This is a genomic window from Alkalithermobacter thermoalcaliphilus JW-YL-7 = DSM 7308 (assembly GCA_001584565.1).
Lineage (GTDB): Bacteria > Bacillota > Clostridia > Peptostreptococcales > Peptostreptococcaceae > Alkalithermobacter > Alkalithermobacter thermoalcaliphilus.
The window spans coordinates 596,766-611,519 of sequence record LSFY01000001.1 but is presented as its reverse complement, the minus strand read 5'-3'; the positions used below and the strand labels follow the sequence as shown (position 1 = coordinate 611,519).

Here is a 14,754-nt window from a genome sequence, read left to right as displayed (position 1 = left end):
CTAAAATAGAAAAAAGTAGTAGAATTATTCTTCTACTACTGCTATATAAGGCAAGTTTCTAAATTTTTCAGCACAGTCAATTCCATATCCAACTATAAATTTATCTGGTATTTCAAATCCTACATAGTCTATATCTAAATGACACTGCCTTCTTTCAGGTTTATCTAAAAGTGTGCATATTTTTATTGAATTAGGTTTTCTCGATTTTAGATTATCACTTAAATATTTTAGCGTAAGACCTGTATCTATAATATCCTCAACTATTAAAACATCTTTATTTTCTATATCACTATCTAAGTCTTTTAAAATTTTTACTATTCCTGAAGTTTGAGTTGACATTCCATAACTTGAAACTGCCATAAAATCTAAAGTTACATCTAAATCTATATTTCTTATTAGATCCGATATAAACACAAATGCCCCTTTCAGTACTCCTATAACTAAAAGATCTTTACCTTTATAATCAGATTCTATAGCTTTAGCAAGCTCATAAACTCTATTTTTCACTTGTTCCTCACTTATCAAAACCTCAGCAACTCTATACATTTTTTAAGTTTCCTCCTTATTTTTTATAGCTATATTTTATCATATGTAAGTAATTATGTGAACTTTTTTTGTATTTTTTATTTTATTTTTCGTATTTTAGATTTCTATATATATAATTTCATCTTCACTATACTTTGCTAAAGTGTATATAACATCAGACAATTTCTGTATATACTTAATTAAAGCCGGATTTATTTTTTGCTTTTTATTTAAACTTAATATGTCTCTTTCTGCTCTTGTGCATATAGTTTTAGCTATATGAAGTATAGATGAACTTTTTGAAATTCCAGGAACAACAAATTCATTTGCATTTTCTACCTTTGATATATATTTATGTTTTATATTTTCTAAATATTGTATATCCTCTTCGTCAACCGAAACCCTCACTAAATTTTCTTGACTATCAAAAATCGTTAATAACTTTTCTTGTATATTTCTAAGTTCGTTATATATTTCTCTATCTTTTGAATAATTTTTAGCCAAGTCTATATAAAAATTGAGTTCATTTATTGTTTCATACGACTTTTCTACTATACTGTTATAATTTTTCATTTTAAACCCTCTCTTTCTTTTTTAAAATTAACAGCTTACTTAATAAAGAAAAAAATGTATAATTAACTTATTAGGAGGATGATTTTGATGAGTGTAAAACATGGTGCTAATTTATTTGAAATAGCTAGAGAATATAATTTTAAGAAAGAAGAAATTTTAGATTTTAGTTCTAATATAAATCCATTAGGAGCTTCATTAAAAGCGAAAGAGGCTTTAATAAAAAATATTGATATGATTTCTATTTATCCTGATCCAGACTACATAAATTTAAAAAACTCTATCTCTTCATACTGTAGTGTAAAAAGTGAAAATATTCTTTTAGGAAGCGGTGCTACTCAATTTATTTCTTCATTCATTAAATTGATAAGCCCTAAAAAGTCTCTTATAGTCTCTCCTGCATATTCAGAATATGAAAGAGAACTTAAAAAAGTGCATTCAAATATCGATAAGTATTTTCTAAGAAGCGAAGATGACTTTAAGGTCGATCTTGATCATTTTTTACAAACTATAAAACAAAATAACTATGAGTTAGTAGTAATATGCAATCCTAACAATCCAACAGGACATGCATTTACAAAAGACGAATTAGAAGTTATTTTAAACTGGACAAATTCATTTGTTATGGTAGATGAAACATATATAGAATTTACAGATACTAATATTTATTCTTGCTCAAGTTTAGTCGATATTTATCCTAACCTATTCTTAATAAGAGGTACATCCAAATTCTTCTCAACACCTGGAATAAGATTAGGTTATGCTCTTACTAGCAATGAAACTATATATAATGATTTAAAGCAAAACTTAGATCTTTGGAATATAAACATTTTCGCTTCTATAATAGGAGAAGCTATGCTATCAGATACAGAGTATATCTGTAAAGTTAAAGAGTTTATGAAAACTGAAAGAGAATATCTTATGTCTAATTTATCCAAAATTAACTCTTTAAAAATATATGATAGTAAAGGTAACTTTATACTATGCCAGATATCATCTAAAGTTATAACAGCAAGGGATTTATACAACATTCTTGTTAAGGATAAAATAGTTATAAGGGATGCTTCTTCTTTTGAAGGGCTTGATGAATATTTCTTTAGAGTATGTATTTTAAATCACAAAGATAATGAGCTATTAATAAAAAAACTAAGAGGAATTTTTTCCTCCTAGTTTTCATCTTTTATTATATAATCATCTATTTCTATTATTCTTAAAGATTTTTCTTTTAATGTTCTCTTATAATCTTCTAATTGTTTATTTAACATTTCAAATATATAAGTAAGCACGAATATATCATCTATAATACCTAGACCAAATATAAAATCTGGTATAAAGTCTATCGGAGAAACTAAATATAAAATTCCTACCGAAAACAATGAAAATGCCTTAATTTTGCTTACAATATTAACATTTTTATCTTTTAAATACTTAAAAAATATATTTATTCTTTTTATAAAAGATATGGCAGCTATTATTTTTTTCATATTATCATCTCCTTTATAGTAATATAAAACCTTTCCTAATTATTTATTACAATATTTTTGGAGGATCATTATGATAGACAATATAAAAAAATCTTTTTCTACTTTTAAACCTAGCATAAACAAATGTGACAGTCCATCTTTTTATTCTGTTTTGATTCCACTTTTGCAAATAAATAATTCTATAAATATATTATTTCAAGTTAGGTCTAATTCTTTAAAATCTCAACCAGGAGAAATATCTTTTCCAGGGGGAAAATTTGAAAAACATGATGTTTTATTTGAAAAAACTGCTATAAGGGAAACGTGCGAAGAGTTAGGAATAGATGAAAAAAATATAGATATTATTTGTCCATTAAACACTTTTGTAGCTCCATTTAATATGGTTATATATCCTTTTTTAGGAGAGATAAAAAACTTTGACTGTATAAATATAAATAAAGATGAGGTAGATCATATCTTTTTAGCTCCATTAAACTTTTTTATAGATAATGAGCCATCAATTTACAAAACAGATGTACATATAATTCCACATAAAAATTTCCCTTATCACTTAATTTCTTATGGCCAAAATTATAAATTTAAAACTGGCACTTACGATGTTTTATTCTATGAATATAAAGATTATGTCATATGGGGAATTACAGCTAAAATACTTAAAGACTTTATAGATAGTTATAAAAAAAGAAAATAAAAGTCTTTGTCTAAGCAAAGACTTTTTGTATATACTCCTGTATTTCATCTGCTGTAGTTAATTTTAAAACTTCATCAGATATTTTTTTCATTTCTTCATAACTTAGCGAATTAATAAGTTTTCTAGCAGGAAGTATAGAAATAGGACTCATACTAAACTCATCTAAGCCCATACCTATAAGTATTGGAATAAGTCTTTTATCTCCTGCTACTTCTCCACACATACCAACCCATATACCTTCTTTATGACCATTATCTATAACTAATTTTATAAGTCTTAATACAGCAGGATTAAATGGATTGTATAAATTGTGGATTTTTTCATTCATTCTATCAACTGCACAAGTGTACTGTATCAAATCATTAGTTCCTATACTAAAGAAATCAACATGCTTAGCTAATATATCACTTATTATAGCAGCTGATGGAACTTCTATCATCATTCCAACTTGTACATCTTTAGAATAAGATATATTTTCTTTGTCTAAATCTTTTTTTACTTCCTCTAAAACACTTTTAGCTTCTAATAATTCTTCTAAACAAGATATCATAGGAAACATTATTTTTAAATTTCCGTATACACTAGCTCTTAAAAGTGCTCTAAGTTGAGTTTTAAATATGTCTTTTCTATCAAGACAAAGTCTTATAGCTCTATATCCTAAGAATGGATTCATTTCTTTATCCATTTTCATGTACGAAAGTTCTTTATCTCCACCTATATCTAAAGTTCTAATAACTATAGGTTTTGGATTCATAGCTTCAAGCACTGCTTTGTAAGCTTCAAATTGCTCATCTTCACTTGGAAAATCATCTCTATCCATATATAAAAACTCAGTTCTATATAGACCTACACCTTCTGCATCATTTTTAATAAGTCCTTCTATATCATTCGGTGTGCCTATATTTCCTGCAAGTTCAACTTGTCTTCCATCTATAGTTTTACTTTCTTTACCTTTATAGCTTTCTAGTTCTTTTCTAGTTTTATCGAATTCTTCTTTTAACTTTTTGTATTCATTTATAGTGTTTTCATCTGGATTTAAAACAACATCTCCTGTTTCTCCATTAAACACTATAAAATCTCCTGTTTTAACCTTATCAGTTATATCTTTTAATCCAACAACAGCTGGAATTTCTAAAGTTCTTGCCATTATAGCCGTATGAGATGTTTTTCCACCTATATTAGTTAAAAAACCTAAAACCTTATTTTTGTCCATTGTAGCTGTATCTGATGGAGTAAGGTCTTGTGTTACTAATATAACTTCTTCTTTTAAGTTAGAAAGATCTACAATGTCAATACCTAAAAGATTTCTCAAAACTCTATCTGATACATCTTTTATATCTGCAGCTCTTTCTTTCATATATTCATTATCCATGCTTTCAAACATAGAGATAAACATATCAGCTATTTGTTTAAATGCATACTCTGAATTTACTTTTTCATCTTTTATTTTATTTATTGTTGAATCTATAAATTCAGGGTCTTCTAAAACCATAATATGTGCATTAAATATTTCAGCTTTATCTTCTCCAAGCTCTCTTAATGCCTTTTCTTTAATTTCTGTTAATTGTTCTTTGGCTTTTTCTACAGCAGCTAAAAACTTAGTTTCTTCGTGTGCTGTATCTTGAACTATGTTTTTTTCTACATTGATTTGAGTATGCTCTATAAGGAGAACTTTTCCTATACCTATACCAGGAGAAGCTCCATTTCCTTTTATCATAATATCCCTCCTACTATTCACCAAAGCCACTTTCAACTAGAGCTACTAATGCATCTAATGCGCTTTGTGCATCTTCTCCATTAGCTATTATTTTTATTTCATTACCTTTTGCAAGTCCTAAGCTCATAACACCCATTATAGATTTTGCATTTATTTTCTTTCCATTGAATTCTATCTCTACACTAGACTTGAATTCTGAAGCTTTCTTAACAAACATTCCCGCTGGTCTTGCATGTAATCCACTTGCATTTACTATAGTTACTTTTCTTTCCATTTTAATTTCCTCCCTTTATAGTTATTTATATTTATTATTTTATAAAACTTTAAAATTAAACTTAAAGTTTTTATTTTATAAGCAAACAAAAACATGAGCTAAAAGGTATATATACAGTAGTATACAAAACCTTTAGCTCATGCCTGCCGTACAGTAACACGCTAACCCGGTTTTATTATATTATATTTCTTTTAATTTGTGAATATGCATAGCCATATATGCTAATTCATCTTCTGGAACTTTTATTTTTAATTCATTTTCGATTATTTTACCTAATTTAAGCGCTAAACCAAATTCAAACTCGAATTGTTCTTTTATTTTATCTAATAGAGGGTTTTCAAATACTTTATCATTTTCTAGTCTACTTATTATCCCTCTAATGTGTATAACAAATCTAACATAATCAAAACTATCTCTTTTTATAGCTATATGTAGTTCATCTTCTACTGTCTTGATTAAATTATTAACTAATTTAGTTATTTTAAGAGCAACTGCCTTATCCTTACTCTTTAACGCTCCATGTATATGGAAAGCAATAAATCCTATTTCTGCATCTGGGATTTGTATATTCAATTTTTCCTTTAATATTTCTACAGCTTCTTGAGCTAGTTCATACTCCTTTGGATACATTATTTTTGTTTCAGTAAGAAATGGATTTATTATATCTATATTTTCTTGAAGTCTTTTTATGGCAAAGTTTATATGATCTATAAGCCCTATATGAATATTTGGATTTAATTCTTCCCCCATTTTTTAGATATCATAGCTATTATTTCTTCTGTAGCCGCCGCTATCTTCTTATCTACTTTAGATAATAGTTGCTCGTATTCATACTTATCTAAACCCTCTAAAGATATGAATGTATTTTCTACATTTTCAACATCTTCTAAAACAGAGTCTTTCTTTTTTCCAAATCCTACACCTTTTCCAACAAGAATATATTCCTTGTCTTTATGAGTAACTAATATAACATTGTTACTTAAAACTTTTTTAATAATATACTTTTCCCTCATGAGATCCTCCAGGAAATTGTTATCATAATCATATTTTATTAAATATTACACACTTTGTCAATATGCGACCTTTTTCTTCATTGTTTTTTCGACTATAAATGTTTACCTATATATTTATAAAATGTTATAATAAATTGTCATATTTTTTCTGTTAAGGAGGTGTAAAAATGAAGACAAAAAATATTCTTCCATTTTTAGCTGGATGCAGTACTTCTATTATATTTGGTATGAGTTTTTTGTTTTCAAAACAAGCTTTAAATGTTACAGATCCTATTTCTTTACTTTCTTTTAGATTTTTGACAGCTTTTGTTGTAATGTCTCTTTTAATAAAATTCAATGTTATAAAAATAAACTATAAACATAAAAATATAAAAAACTTATTCCTATTAAGCCTTATGCAACCTATAATATATTTTATATTTGAAACATATGGAATAAAATATTCTTCATCATCTGAAGCAGGTATAATGCTAGCCTTAATACCTATTTTTGTTACTTTAATGGCATTTATATTTTTGAAAGAACGTCCTTGCAATATACAGTTATTATTTATCCTTCTTTCAGTTACTGGCGTTGTATATATGATAATTATGCAAGGATCTAGCTCTAGATATTCTAGCTTTATAGGAACTTTTTTCTTATTTGGAGCTATTCTTGCTGCATCGGCATTTAATATTATATCTAGAAAGCTATCTTCAGAGTTTACTCCTATGGAGCTTACTTACTCTATGATGGCATCAGGCGCCTTTTTCTTTAATTTTATAAATTTATTAATTCATATAAAAAACAACACTCTAAATAATTATTTTGATCCTATAAAAAGTACAAACTTTGTTATATCTATATTATATCTAGGTATATTATCTTCTATTATAGCATTTTTCCTTGTAAATTTTACATTATCTAAACTTGAAGCTTCTAAGTCAGCTGTATTTGCTAATTTATCTACTGTTGTTTCTATAATTGCTGGGGTATTAATCTTGAAAGAAAAATTTTACTACTATAATTTTATAGGATCAGCAATGATATTAATTGGTGTTTGGGGAACTAATTACTTTGATAAAAAATCTGAAAATGCTTTAAAACTTGCAGAAAATCCATAGGGTATCCTATGGATTTTTTTGAATAAGCCATATGTGTAAAATAAGTCCACCTAAAAATTTTTAAATTAAGACTTTATTATATTAATACTTTTATCATAAAATAGCTAGATACAGCTGTAACTAAAAAGACCATACTTGCAAAAAATAATGATTTAAGTCCTTTATTTTTTATACTTTTAAGATTTACACTGAGGCCCATAGCTATCATGGCCATTAATATAAATGTTGAACTAATCTTAGAAAATATATTTGTCAAATTTTCAGGGATTACATCAAGAGAGTTTAAAACTCCAGCTATTACAAAGTAAATAACATACACAGGAAACCTTGTTTTTGTTTTTTTTGTTTCTTTACTATATAAATAGCTAAGAATAATAGCCACAGGAATCATCATTACAACTCTTGCCATTTTTACAACTGTTCCTATTTCTCCTGATATTTCTCCCATAGCAAAAGCTGCTGCTATTGCATGGGCAACTCCATGAAGAGATAATCCTGCCCATATTCCATAATGAGTCTGACTTAAGTTTAAACTTACAGCCACACTTGAGTATATCAAAACTCCTATAGCACCTAAGAAATTAACTATAGATATTGCTACTACTAGATCATCTTCATCAGCATTTATACAAGGAGCTAATGTAGCAACTGCCGACGCCCCACATATACTACTTCCAACCCCTATTAAGGTTGCTAATTTCTCATTGATTCGTAATAGCTTTGAAAATAAATTTGAAACAACAAATACAAAAATAACAAATCCAACAACAAGCATCAATATTGTAGGACCAAGATCTATGAGTGATTTAAAATTTAATCTAAATCCTAGTAAAATTATCCCTAATTCTAATAGATGTTTATTTACAAATATTATTCCATCCTTGAAGATTTTATTAATTTTTAAAGCATTGCTATATATGATTGCTAATACTATTCCAATAGTTATCGCTTCTAGATTAATAACAAATTTTAGATAATCATTTATGATATTAGATATTATAGAAATCAAGTAAACAAATAAAATTCCTGGAAATATATTTTTTATCTTCGTCATTATATCACTCCTTCGAAAAATTATATACTTATATATTATCATAAGAGAAAAATTTTTTGTTTAATTTTAAGTCTAAAGGGGAATATAGTAAATGTAGTTGTTACAAAATTATGTTCTTGAAGGAGGATTTAGTGTTATGGCTGAGAGAATGGTAGGAGTTAAAGCTCCTGATTTTACAATGAAAACAGTTTTAGGAGATGGACAAACTTTCGGAGAAGTATCTTTAGATAGTTTTAAAGGAAAGTGGTTAGTTATGTTTTTTTATCCACTTGACTTTACATTTGTTTGCCCGACAGAAATTACATCTATGGACGCTAAATATGAAATGTTCAAAAAATTTAATGCAGAAGTTTTAGCTGTTAGTACAGATAGTGTATATTCTCATAAAGCTTGGATAAATACAGATAAAGACAAAGGTGGTCTTGGAAAACTTAAATTCCAAATTGCATCAGATAATACTCACAAAGTATCTAAGGATTATGGTGTGTACATTGAAGAAGAAGGTATAGCTCTTAGAGGCTTATTTATTATTGATCCTCAAGGTATATTAAGATATTCTGTTGTACATGACCTGAATGTTGGTAGAAGCGCTGACGAAACTTTAAGAGTTCTTCAAGCTCTACAAGCTGGAGGCCTTTGCCCTGCTGATTGGAATCCAGGAGATGAACTTTTATAAAAGTAGAAATCTCAGCTTTTAAGCTGAGATTTCTTACTTTACCTCCTATTTATAGTAATCTGCTGTTTAATAGTTTCTATTGTGGTTTTGTTTAGCATTTTACTTCCTTCTGTGATAACTGCACAAAATGCACAAGCTGAAGCTAGTCTTAATATTTCTTGATCTAGTAGTTTCTCTTTTATTCCATACGCAAGTGCTGCTACCATAGCATCTCCTGCTCCAACTGTACTTTTAACTTCTAGTTTCAAAGGATTAGAATAAAAAACATCATTTTTTGTGATATATAAAGAACCTTTCTCTCCCATAGACACCAATACCTTTTCTATACCTTGATTAACAAGTTTTTTGCCTACCTCTATTATGGAATCCATATTATTTTCATCGAAATTTATGATATTTTTAAGCTCATATATATTAGGTTTTATCATATACGGCTTAGCCTTTATGCCCTCTATTAAAGCTTTACCATCTGCATCTAGTATTACTTTAACATTCTTATTATTTAAAATCTCTATAATATTCTTATAAATATCATTACTTACTCCTGATGGGATACTTCCAGAAAGCACTACTACGTCATCTTCATTTAAAGAAGATATTCTATTTAGGAGTAGATTAACGCTTTCCTCACCAACCGAAAAACCTATATCGTTTATATCAGTATGAATATCACAGTCTAATTCAATGATTTTTAAGTTTGTTCTACTCTCTCCATCTACAATTATAAAATCATGCTCTATTTTTACATCTTCTAAAAAGTCTATGAAACACTTTTTATTATCTCTACCTAAAAACCCTAATACTATACTTTCTTTCCCGAGAACTTTTAATACTTTAGATACATTTATTCCTTTACCACCAACGTCTTTGATAGATTTTTTTATTCTGTTTACTTCCCCTTTTTTTAGACTATCTAGGAATATGGTCTTATCTATTGCTGGATTCAAAGTTATTGTATATATCAAACTATCACCGTTACAGAAAGCTTATAAAACTCTATAAGGTTTTTATCAAACCTTACAAAAGTTTACGTTTCCTTCCTTGTTCATCGTGTCCAGTTTCGAAAAATCTACTCCTGTTTATTTAACACTCCGAAGGCTTAAATTCCCGACTAACGAATCGGTACATATCAATAATAGCTTTAGATGCTATGCTATTGATCTGCCATAATTTTTTAGGTTTATACTTGCATTTAAATCTCTATCTATTTCATAGCCACATTCATCGCATATAAATGTTCTTTCTGATAAAGAAAGTTTGTTTTTTAAAGCACCACATCTGCTACAAGTTTTAGATGAAGGATAGAATGTATCTGCAAGTATAAATTTAATATCATTTAAGGCACATTTATATTCCATTTGTCTTTTAAATTCGTAAAATAGCTGCTCTTGTATTGATTTTGATAATCTTTTATTTTTCAGCATCCCACAAGTATTTAAGTTTTCCATAAATACATACTCTGGCTTGGCTTTCACCAAAGATGTAGTTATCTGATGAATATAATTATGCCTTATGTTTTTAAGCCTTCTTCTCATTTTTAAAACAAGGAATTCTAACTTTTTTATATTGTTAGTTTTTCTGTAACGGTATTCACCTCCGTTCATTTGAATTTTGTTTAATTCATATTTTTTAGATAGCTTTTTTTGTAATCTTTTTTGTCTTTTCTCAAGTTTTTTAACTTTACTTGTTTTATTTATGTTTTTGTACTTTTGCCCTGTACTTATTGTAGCTAAATAAAAACTTGGTTTACTTTTCTTTTTTGACTTAAACTTAGGAAAGTTTGCTCTACCTTCAAAGAAGTTTTTATATGCAATACAGGCATCTTTTATAGCTTGTTTTGTTATATTATTTGAGTAATTGTTAAGCCAAGCATATTCTTTTTGTTTTTTTAACTCTGTTAATCTTTTTCTAAGTTCACAATCACCTAAAAACTTACCACCATTTTTATAATTTTCTTGCTGTGTTGCTAACGCAAAATTATATGCCCATCTTGCAACTGAAGCACATTCAAATAATTTTGTTCTTTGTTTATTATTAGGTAAAAGCTTAACTTTGTAAGTTTTAATCATCTTCTAATAGCTCCTTAATCATTTTCTTAGCTTTATTTGCTCTTTTACCTTGTAGTTTGCAACTAAAAACTGTTATTATTTGTATTAAATCTTCTACAAGTTCTTGTTCTTCAGTTTTTTCTGTGTTATCTATTATTTCTATTGTAGTTCCATATTTTTTACATAAATTTTCAATAATTTCAAAACCAAATCTAATAAGTCTATCTTTATATAAAATGACTATTTTATCAACTTCTCTATTAGTTATCATGTCAATTAATTGATTTAATCCTTTTTTATTGTAGTTAATTCCACTTCCTATATCTGAAATAATTTTAAATTGATAACCTTTAGCAATCATATATGTTTTAACATTTTCTATTTGTCTTTCAAGGTCATCTTTTTGTTTATTAGAACTAACTCTACAATATCCTAATTACTTTTTTATTTTTAGTTTCAATGCCCTTAATTCCTAAAAAATGATTAAGTTGCTCCTGTGAATAATATCTAATTTTATTATAAATTATCACGAAAACATTGTTAATAAGTTTTTATAGATTTGATATGAAGTATAGTTTTGTCAATATTAAACAATACTATAATTGGAAATGGAGGGAAGTATTATGAGAAATAAAAGAAGAATAGTTGAGCCTATAGTTTCGATTACAAAGGCTCACAATGAGTCAGATTCGCTAAAAGAAGCTTTAGATTTATTACCAATGACTGAAATTATAAAACCTAACGACACTGTAGTAATAACTCCCAACTGGGTAAAGTCAAATATGCCGTCTACAGGTACTGTTGTTGGGCCTAGTACTTTAAGGTCTTTAATAAAATACATAAAAAACTTTAATCCTTCAAAAATATACATAGCAACAGGTTCAGGAGGAGATCCAACGCCAAAAGTTATGAAAGATGTTGGATACGATAAAGTTATTAATGATGAAAATGTAGAATTTGTAGATTTAAATTACGGCCCTTATGTAACTTTAGATCTTGATCACCACATTATTACAAATACAAAAATAAATAAAATATTAACTGAATTAGATGTTTTAATATCATTTACACAACTTAAACAACACGAAGAAGCTACAATGAGTGCAGGTATAAAAAATATAGCCCTCGGATGGCCTCCTGCTGAAATTCACGGCTTTCCTAAAAAAAATCTAGGAATACACGATGATTTACATGGATTTATTGTAGCGATGGCTAAAAAGATACCTATAGATTTAACTATAGTAAGTACAGATAAAGCAATGGTTGGAACAGGTCCTAGTGACGGAAAACCAGTTGATACTAATGGTCTTATAATAGCTGGAACAGATCCTGTTGCTGTTGATACTATAGGTGCAAGACTTTTAGGATTTTTACCTCAAGCAGTTCAGTATCTATACTCTCTCTATAATCAAAATATAGGAGAGGCAAAACCTGAGAATATGAAATTAAAAGGTATACCACTTAAAGAAGCTGAATTAATTTTTAGTAAAAGTGCATTCAACTTCGAAATAGCACTAGATAAAGATAAAATTAAAGATATTCACGGAAATAAATAAAAGCGGATAACACTATCCGCTTATTTGTTTTAGAGCCTCCTCTAAAGATGGTATAATTTTTATTACACTTAAAAATATTTTCTTCTCTATTTTTCCAAGATTCATTTCATCTAAGAAAGATTCTTTTTCTATAATTATTATCTCTTTAAATCCAGCTTTTATAAATAGTTTAAAAGCATTTCGTATTGTAGATTCTATATCACTATATGAACTTTTTAATGAACTTGGATCTAGAATTAAACTGTACTGTTTAGGTTTTATCTCCTTTACTACTTTTTTATATTCATTTATAAGTTCTTTTCCTTGTTCTTCATTAAAGTATCCCCCTACAGTTATTAAAACTACCTTTACATCATTATCAATCTCTATTTTATACATAATAACCTCCACAAATTTATAGTTTTTATACTAAAAGCCTATTACTTATATATGATATTTATTACAAAAATAAAAGCGCTCTTTTTAAAAAGAACGCTTATATATAATCTATTGCCTTAACAGGACATTTATCAATCGCTTCATCTGTACTCTCATCTATAATATCATTTAATATTTTTGCCTTCCCACTAGATACTTTAAACTTTGATGGGGATACTCTCTCGCATATTCTGCATCCAATACAATACTCTTCTTTTATTACTACTTTATTTTTAATTATACTATCTTTAATATTAGGTATACTGTCCTTTTTAACAAATATAGAAACAATATATGCCATAACAAATATTGATATAGTAGTCAATATCCACCTAATCATCATAAATTTAGTTCCTAGAAATTTAGCCTCATTAGCTAACATCGGAACTTTAACAACAGCCCAAGTACTAAGTATTATAACAATATTTGAAATACTTGCACCTTTTTTTATAAGAGTTTTGCAAACTGGAAAGGCAGCATATATAGGCCCTGCAGAAAAACTCCCCAGTATAAATGAGAGCATATTTCCTTTTATTCCTGATTTTTCACCAAAGCTGTTCATTATAACTTCTCTAGGAATCCACGCTTCTATTAGTGAGGTTAATATAAATATAACAGGCATTATCTGAAGCATTTCAAGTACATAATACATGCTATTTTGTGTAGATTCTATAGCTTTATCAGTATTTGTAATGAACAATACTACATAAACTAAAGTTACTATAAATAATAACTTATTTTTTTTTATTATATTCATATAACTCCCCCCATAAATAGAGCAATAACCACTGCAAAGCCAAAGCTCAATATATTTCTAATTATGGCAAATTTTAGTCCAAATTCTCTTTTTTCTAGAGGGAAAGTTACAACTCCTACCATTGTTAGTGTTGTTAAAAAAGCTACTAAAGGAACTATATTTGCTCCATTATTTAAAAGTGATCCCACTAGAGGAAACGCTACAAAAGCTGGTATAAGCGTAACACTTCCAATGAAAGCTGATCCTATAGTGGATAGTACCACATTTGAATCACCCATAAAGGTATTTATACTTTCAGGTGGAATAAATGTCAGCATCAATCCTATAATAAAAAGTACAGCAAATATTTCTCCTACCATATTCTTCATCATATTTCTTCCCATTTTCATAGAGTTTAAGGTTCTTTCTTTATCTTTAAGTAGCGATAAAATTAAGAATATAATGGTTATGATCCATAACGAAATAGTAAATATATCCATGTTACACCTTCGGCATATCTTTAGGATTTGGAGCTTTAACAACAAAGAACTCTAATATTTCATCATGAGAGTTACTAACATTCATTTTGGTGTTAAATGGTATATTTAATATGCTTCCAGCCTTATGAGTGTTAGGTGTTTCATCATCTAATTGTATAGTCATAGTCCCTCTTACTATTATCATATAAACATTAGAGTTAGAATAATGCTCAGGTAATGCTGTTCCCTTAGTTAATATCATATGGTTTAGAACAACATTTTCATCATCGATAATTTTCTCAATGAGCTTTTCACTTGCATCTGAAAAATTATAAATTTTTTCTATCATTTTTACTTCCTCCTTTATAGATATCTTTTTTTATATTATACTCTTGTGTATAAATACAATTC

The 14,754-nt window shown here is 27.8% G+C and carries 19 protein-coding genes and 1 pseudogene; 5 read left to right on the top strand and 15 right to left on the bottom strand.

Going from position 1 to position 14,754, the window contains the following annotated elements; all coding sequences use genetic code 11:
• Window positions 1–24 precede the first annotated feature (24 nt).
• A complete protein-coding gene (gene hpt / locus JWYL7_RS03220; RefSeq protein WP_066068861.1) occupies window positions 25–546 on the bottom strand; it encodes a hypoxanthine phosphoribosyltransferase in 522 nt (173 codons plus the stop codon).
• Between the two features lie 96 nt (window positions 547–642).
• A complete protein-coding gene (locus JWYL7_RS03215; RefSeq protein WP_066068858.1) occupies window positions 643–1,098 on the bottom strand; it encodes an ATP:cob(I)alamin adenosyltransferase in 456 nt (151 codons plus the stop codon).
• Window positions 1,099–1,185: 87 nt separating this feature from the next.
• Between JWYL7_RS03215 and JWYL7_RS03210 the strand changes: the two genes are divergently transcribed.
• A complete protein-coding gene (locus JWYL7_RS03210; RefSeq protein WP_066068856.1) occupies window positions 1,186–2,265 on the top strand; it encodes a pyridoxal phosphate-dependent aminotransferase in 1,080 nt (359 codons plus the stop codon).
• Here the strand turns inward: JWYL7_RS03210 and JWYL7_RS03205 are convergent.
• A complete protein-coding gene (locus JWYL7_RS03205) occupies window positions 2,262–2,579 on the bottom strand; it encodes a YkvA family protein (protein WP_066068853.1) in 318 nt (105 codons plus the stop codon). The two genes, JWYL7_RS03210 and JWYL7_RS03205, sit on opposite strands and share 4 nt — an antisense overlap.
• Before the next feature lie 70 nt (window positions 2,580–2,649).
• Here JWYL7_RS03205 and JWYL7_RS03200 point away from each other — a divergent pair, with 70 nt between their 5' ends.
• Window positions 2,650–3,270: an NUDIX hydrolase gene (locus JWYL7_RS03200; RefSeq protein ID WP_066068851.1), complete on the top strand. Its 621-nt coding sequence runs from the start codon at window positions 2,650–2,652 to the stop codon at window positions 3,268–3,270.
• Window positions 3,271–3,280: 10 nt separating this feature from the next.
• Here JWYL7_RS03200 and ptsP read toward each other — a convergent pair whose 3' ends face one another.
• The 4 genes from ptsP to JWYL7_RS10760 form a co-directional block, all read right to left on the bottom strand.
• On the bottom strand, window positions 3,281–4,987 hold the full coding sequence (gene ptsP, locus JWYL7_RS03195; RefSeq protein WP_066068849.1) for a phosphoenolpyruvate--protein phosphotransferase: 1,707 nt from the start codon (window positions 4,985–4,987) through the stop codon (window positions 3,281–3,283).
• A gap of 13 nt (window positions 4,988–5,000) precedes the next feature.
• Window positions 5,001–5,261 carry an HPr family phosphocarrier protein gene (locus JWYL7_RS03190; protein ID WP_066068846.1) on the bottom strand — a complete coding sequence of 87 codons (261 nt, stop codon included), beginning with the start codon at window positions 5,259–5,261 and terminating at the stop codon, window positions 5,001–5,003.
• A gap of 180 nt (window positions 5,262–5,441) precedes the next feature.
• Window positions 5,442–6,011, bottom strand: a complete 570-nt coding sequence (locus tag JWYL7_RS03185) for a BglG family transcription antiterminator (RefSeq protein ID WP_066068843.1) — start codon at window positions 6,009–6,011, stop codon at window positions 5,442–5,444.
• Window positions 5,996–6,274 (bottom strand): CAT RNA binding domain-containing protein, encoded by a 279-nt coding sequence (locus tag JWYL7_RS10760; protein ID WP_066068840.1) that lies wholly within the window; start codon window positions 6,272–6,274, stop codon window positions 5,996–5,998. Before JWYL7_RS10760 ends, JWYL7_RS03185 begins: the two co-directional genes overlap by 16 nt.
• Before the next feature lie 167 nt (window positions 6,275–6,441).
• On the opposite strand from JWYL7_RS10760, the gene JWYL7_RS03175 reads away from it, so the two are divergent.
• The gene (locus JWYL7_RS03175) at window positions 6,442–7,377 is read left to right on the top strand and encodes a DMT family transporter (protein WP_066068838.1); all 936 of its coding nucleotides are present in this window, start codon (window positions 6,442–6,444) and stop codon (window positions 7,375–7,377) included.
• Window positions 7,378–7,453: 76 nt separating this feature from the next.
• On the opposite strand, the gene JWYL7_RS03170 is transcribed toward JWYL7_RS03175, so the two are convergent.
• Complete coding sequence (locus JWYL7_RS03170; protein ID WP_066068835.1) at window positions 7,454–8,431, bottom strand: YeiH family protein; 978 nt, start codon at window positions 8,429–8,431, stop codon at window positions 7,454–7,456.
• A 97-nt stretch (window positions 8,432–8,528) separates the two neighbouring features.
• On the opposite strand from JWYL7_RS03170, the gene JWYL7_RS03165 reads away from it, so the two are divergent.
• On the top strand, window positions 8,529–9,107 hold the full coding sequence (locus JWYL7_RS03165; protein ID WP_489752594.1) for a peroxiredoxin: 579 nt from the start codon (window positions 8,529–8,531) through the stop codon (window positions 9,105–9,107).
• Between the two features lie 38 nt (window positions 9,108–9,145).
• Here the strand turns inward: JWYL7_RS03165 and pfkB are convergent, their stop codons facing one another.
• The 3 genes and pseudogenes from pfkB to JWYL7_RS03150 form a co-directional block, all read right to left on the bottom strand.
• A complete protein-coding gene (gene pfkB, locus JWYL7_RS03160) occupies window positions 9,146–10,072 on the bottom strand; it encodes a 1-phosphofructokinase (protein ID WP_066068828.1) in 927 nt (308 codons plus the stop codon).
• Between the two features lie 183 nt (window positions 10,073–10,255).
• Complete coding sequence (locus JWYL7_RS03155; protein ID WP_066068825.1) at window positions 10,256–11,176, bottom strand: RNA-guided endonuclease InsQ/TnpB family protein; 921 nt, start codon at window positions 11,174–11,176, stop codon at window positions 10,256–10,258.
• A pseudogene (locus JWYL7_RS03150) lies at window positions 11,169–11,664 on the bottom strand (IS607 family transposase); the annotation flags it as partial. The gene JWYL7_RS03155 and the pseudogene JWYL7_RS03150, both read right to left, overlap by 8 nt.
• Window positions 11,665–11,778: 114 nt before the next feature.
• Here JWYL7_RS03150 and JWYL7_RS03145 point away from each other — a divergent pair.
• On the top strand, window positions 11,779–12,711 hold the full coding sequence (locus tag JWYL7_RS03145) for a DUF362 domain-containing protein (RefSeq protein ID WP_066068818.1): 933 nt from the start codon (window positions 11,779–11,781) through the stop codon (window positions 12,709–12,711).
• Window positions 12,712–12,723: 12 nt separating this feature from the next.
• Here JWYL7_RS03145 and JWYL7_RS03140 read toward each other — a convergent pair whose 3' ends face one another.
• From JWYL7_RS03140 to JWYL7_RS03125, 4 genes are all read right to left on the bottom strand, one after another.
• Window positions 12,724–13,089, bottom strand: coding sequence for a hypothetical protein (locus JWYL7_RS03140; RefSeq protein WP_066068814.1), 366 nt, complete (start codon window positions 13,087–13,089; stop codon window positions 12,724–12,726).
• 97 nt (window positions 13,090–13,186) lie between these two features.
• The gene (locus JWYL7_RS03135) at window positions 13,187–13,885 is read right to left on the bottom strand and encodes a permease (protein WP_066068812.1); all 699 of its coding nucleotides are present in this window, start codon (window positions 13,883–13,885) and stop codon (window positions 13,187–13,189) included.
• The gene (locus tag JWYL7_RS03130; RefSeq protein WP_066068810.1) at window positions 13,882–14,364 is read right to left on the bottom strand and encodes a permease; all 483 of its coding nucleotides are present in this window, start codon (window positions 14,362–14,364) and stop codon (window positions 13,882–13,884) included. Before JWYL7_RS03130 ends, JWYL7_RS03135 begins: the two co-directional genes overlap by 4 nt.
• A 1-nt stretch (window position 14,365) precedes the next feature.
• Window positions 14,366–14,692 carry a cupin domain-containing protein gene (locus JWYL7_RS03125; protein WP_066068806.1) on the bottom strand — a complete coding sequence of 109 codons (327 nt, stop codon included), beginning with the start codon at window positions 14,690–14,692 and terminating at the stop codon, window positions 14,366–14,368.
• Window positions 14,693–14,754: the final 62 nt, after the last annotated feature.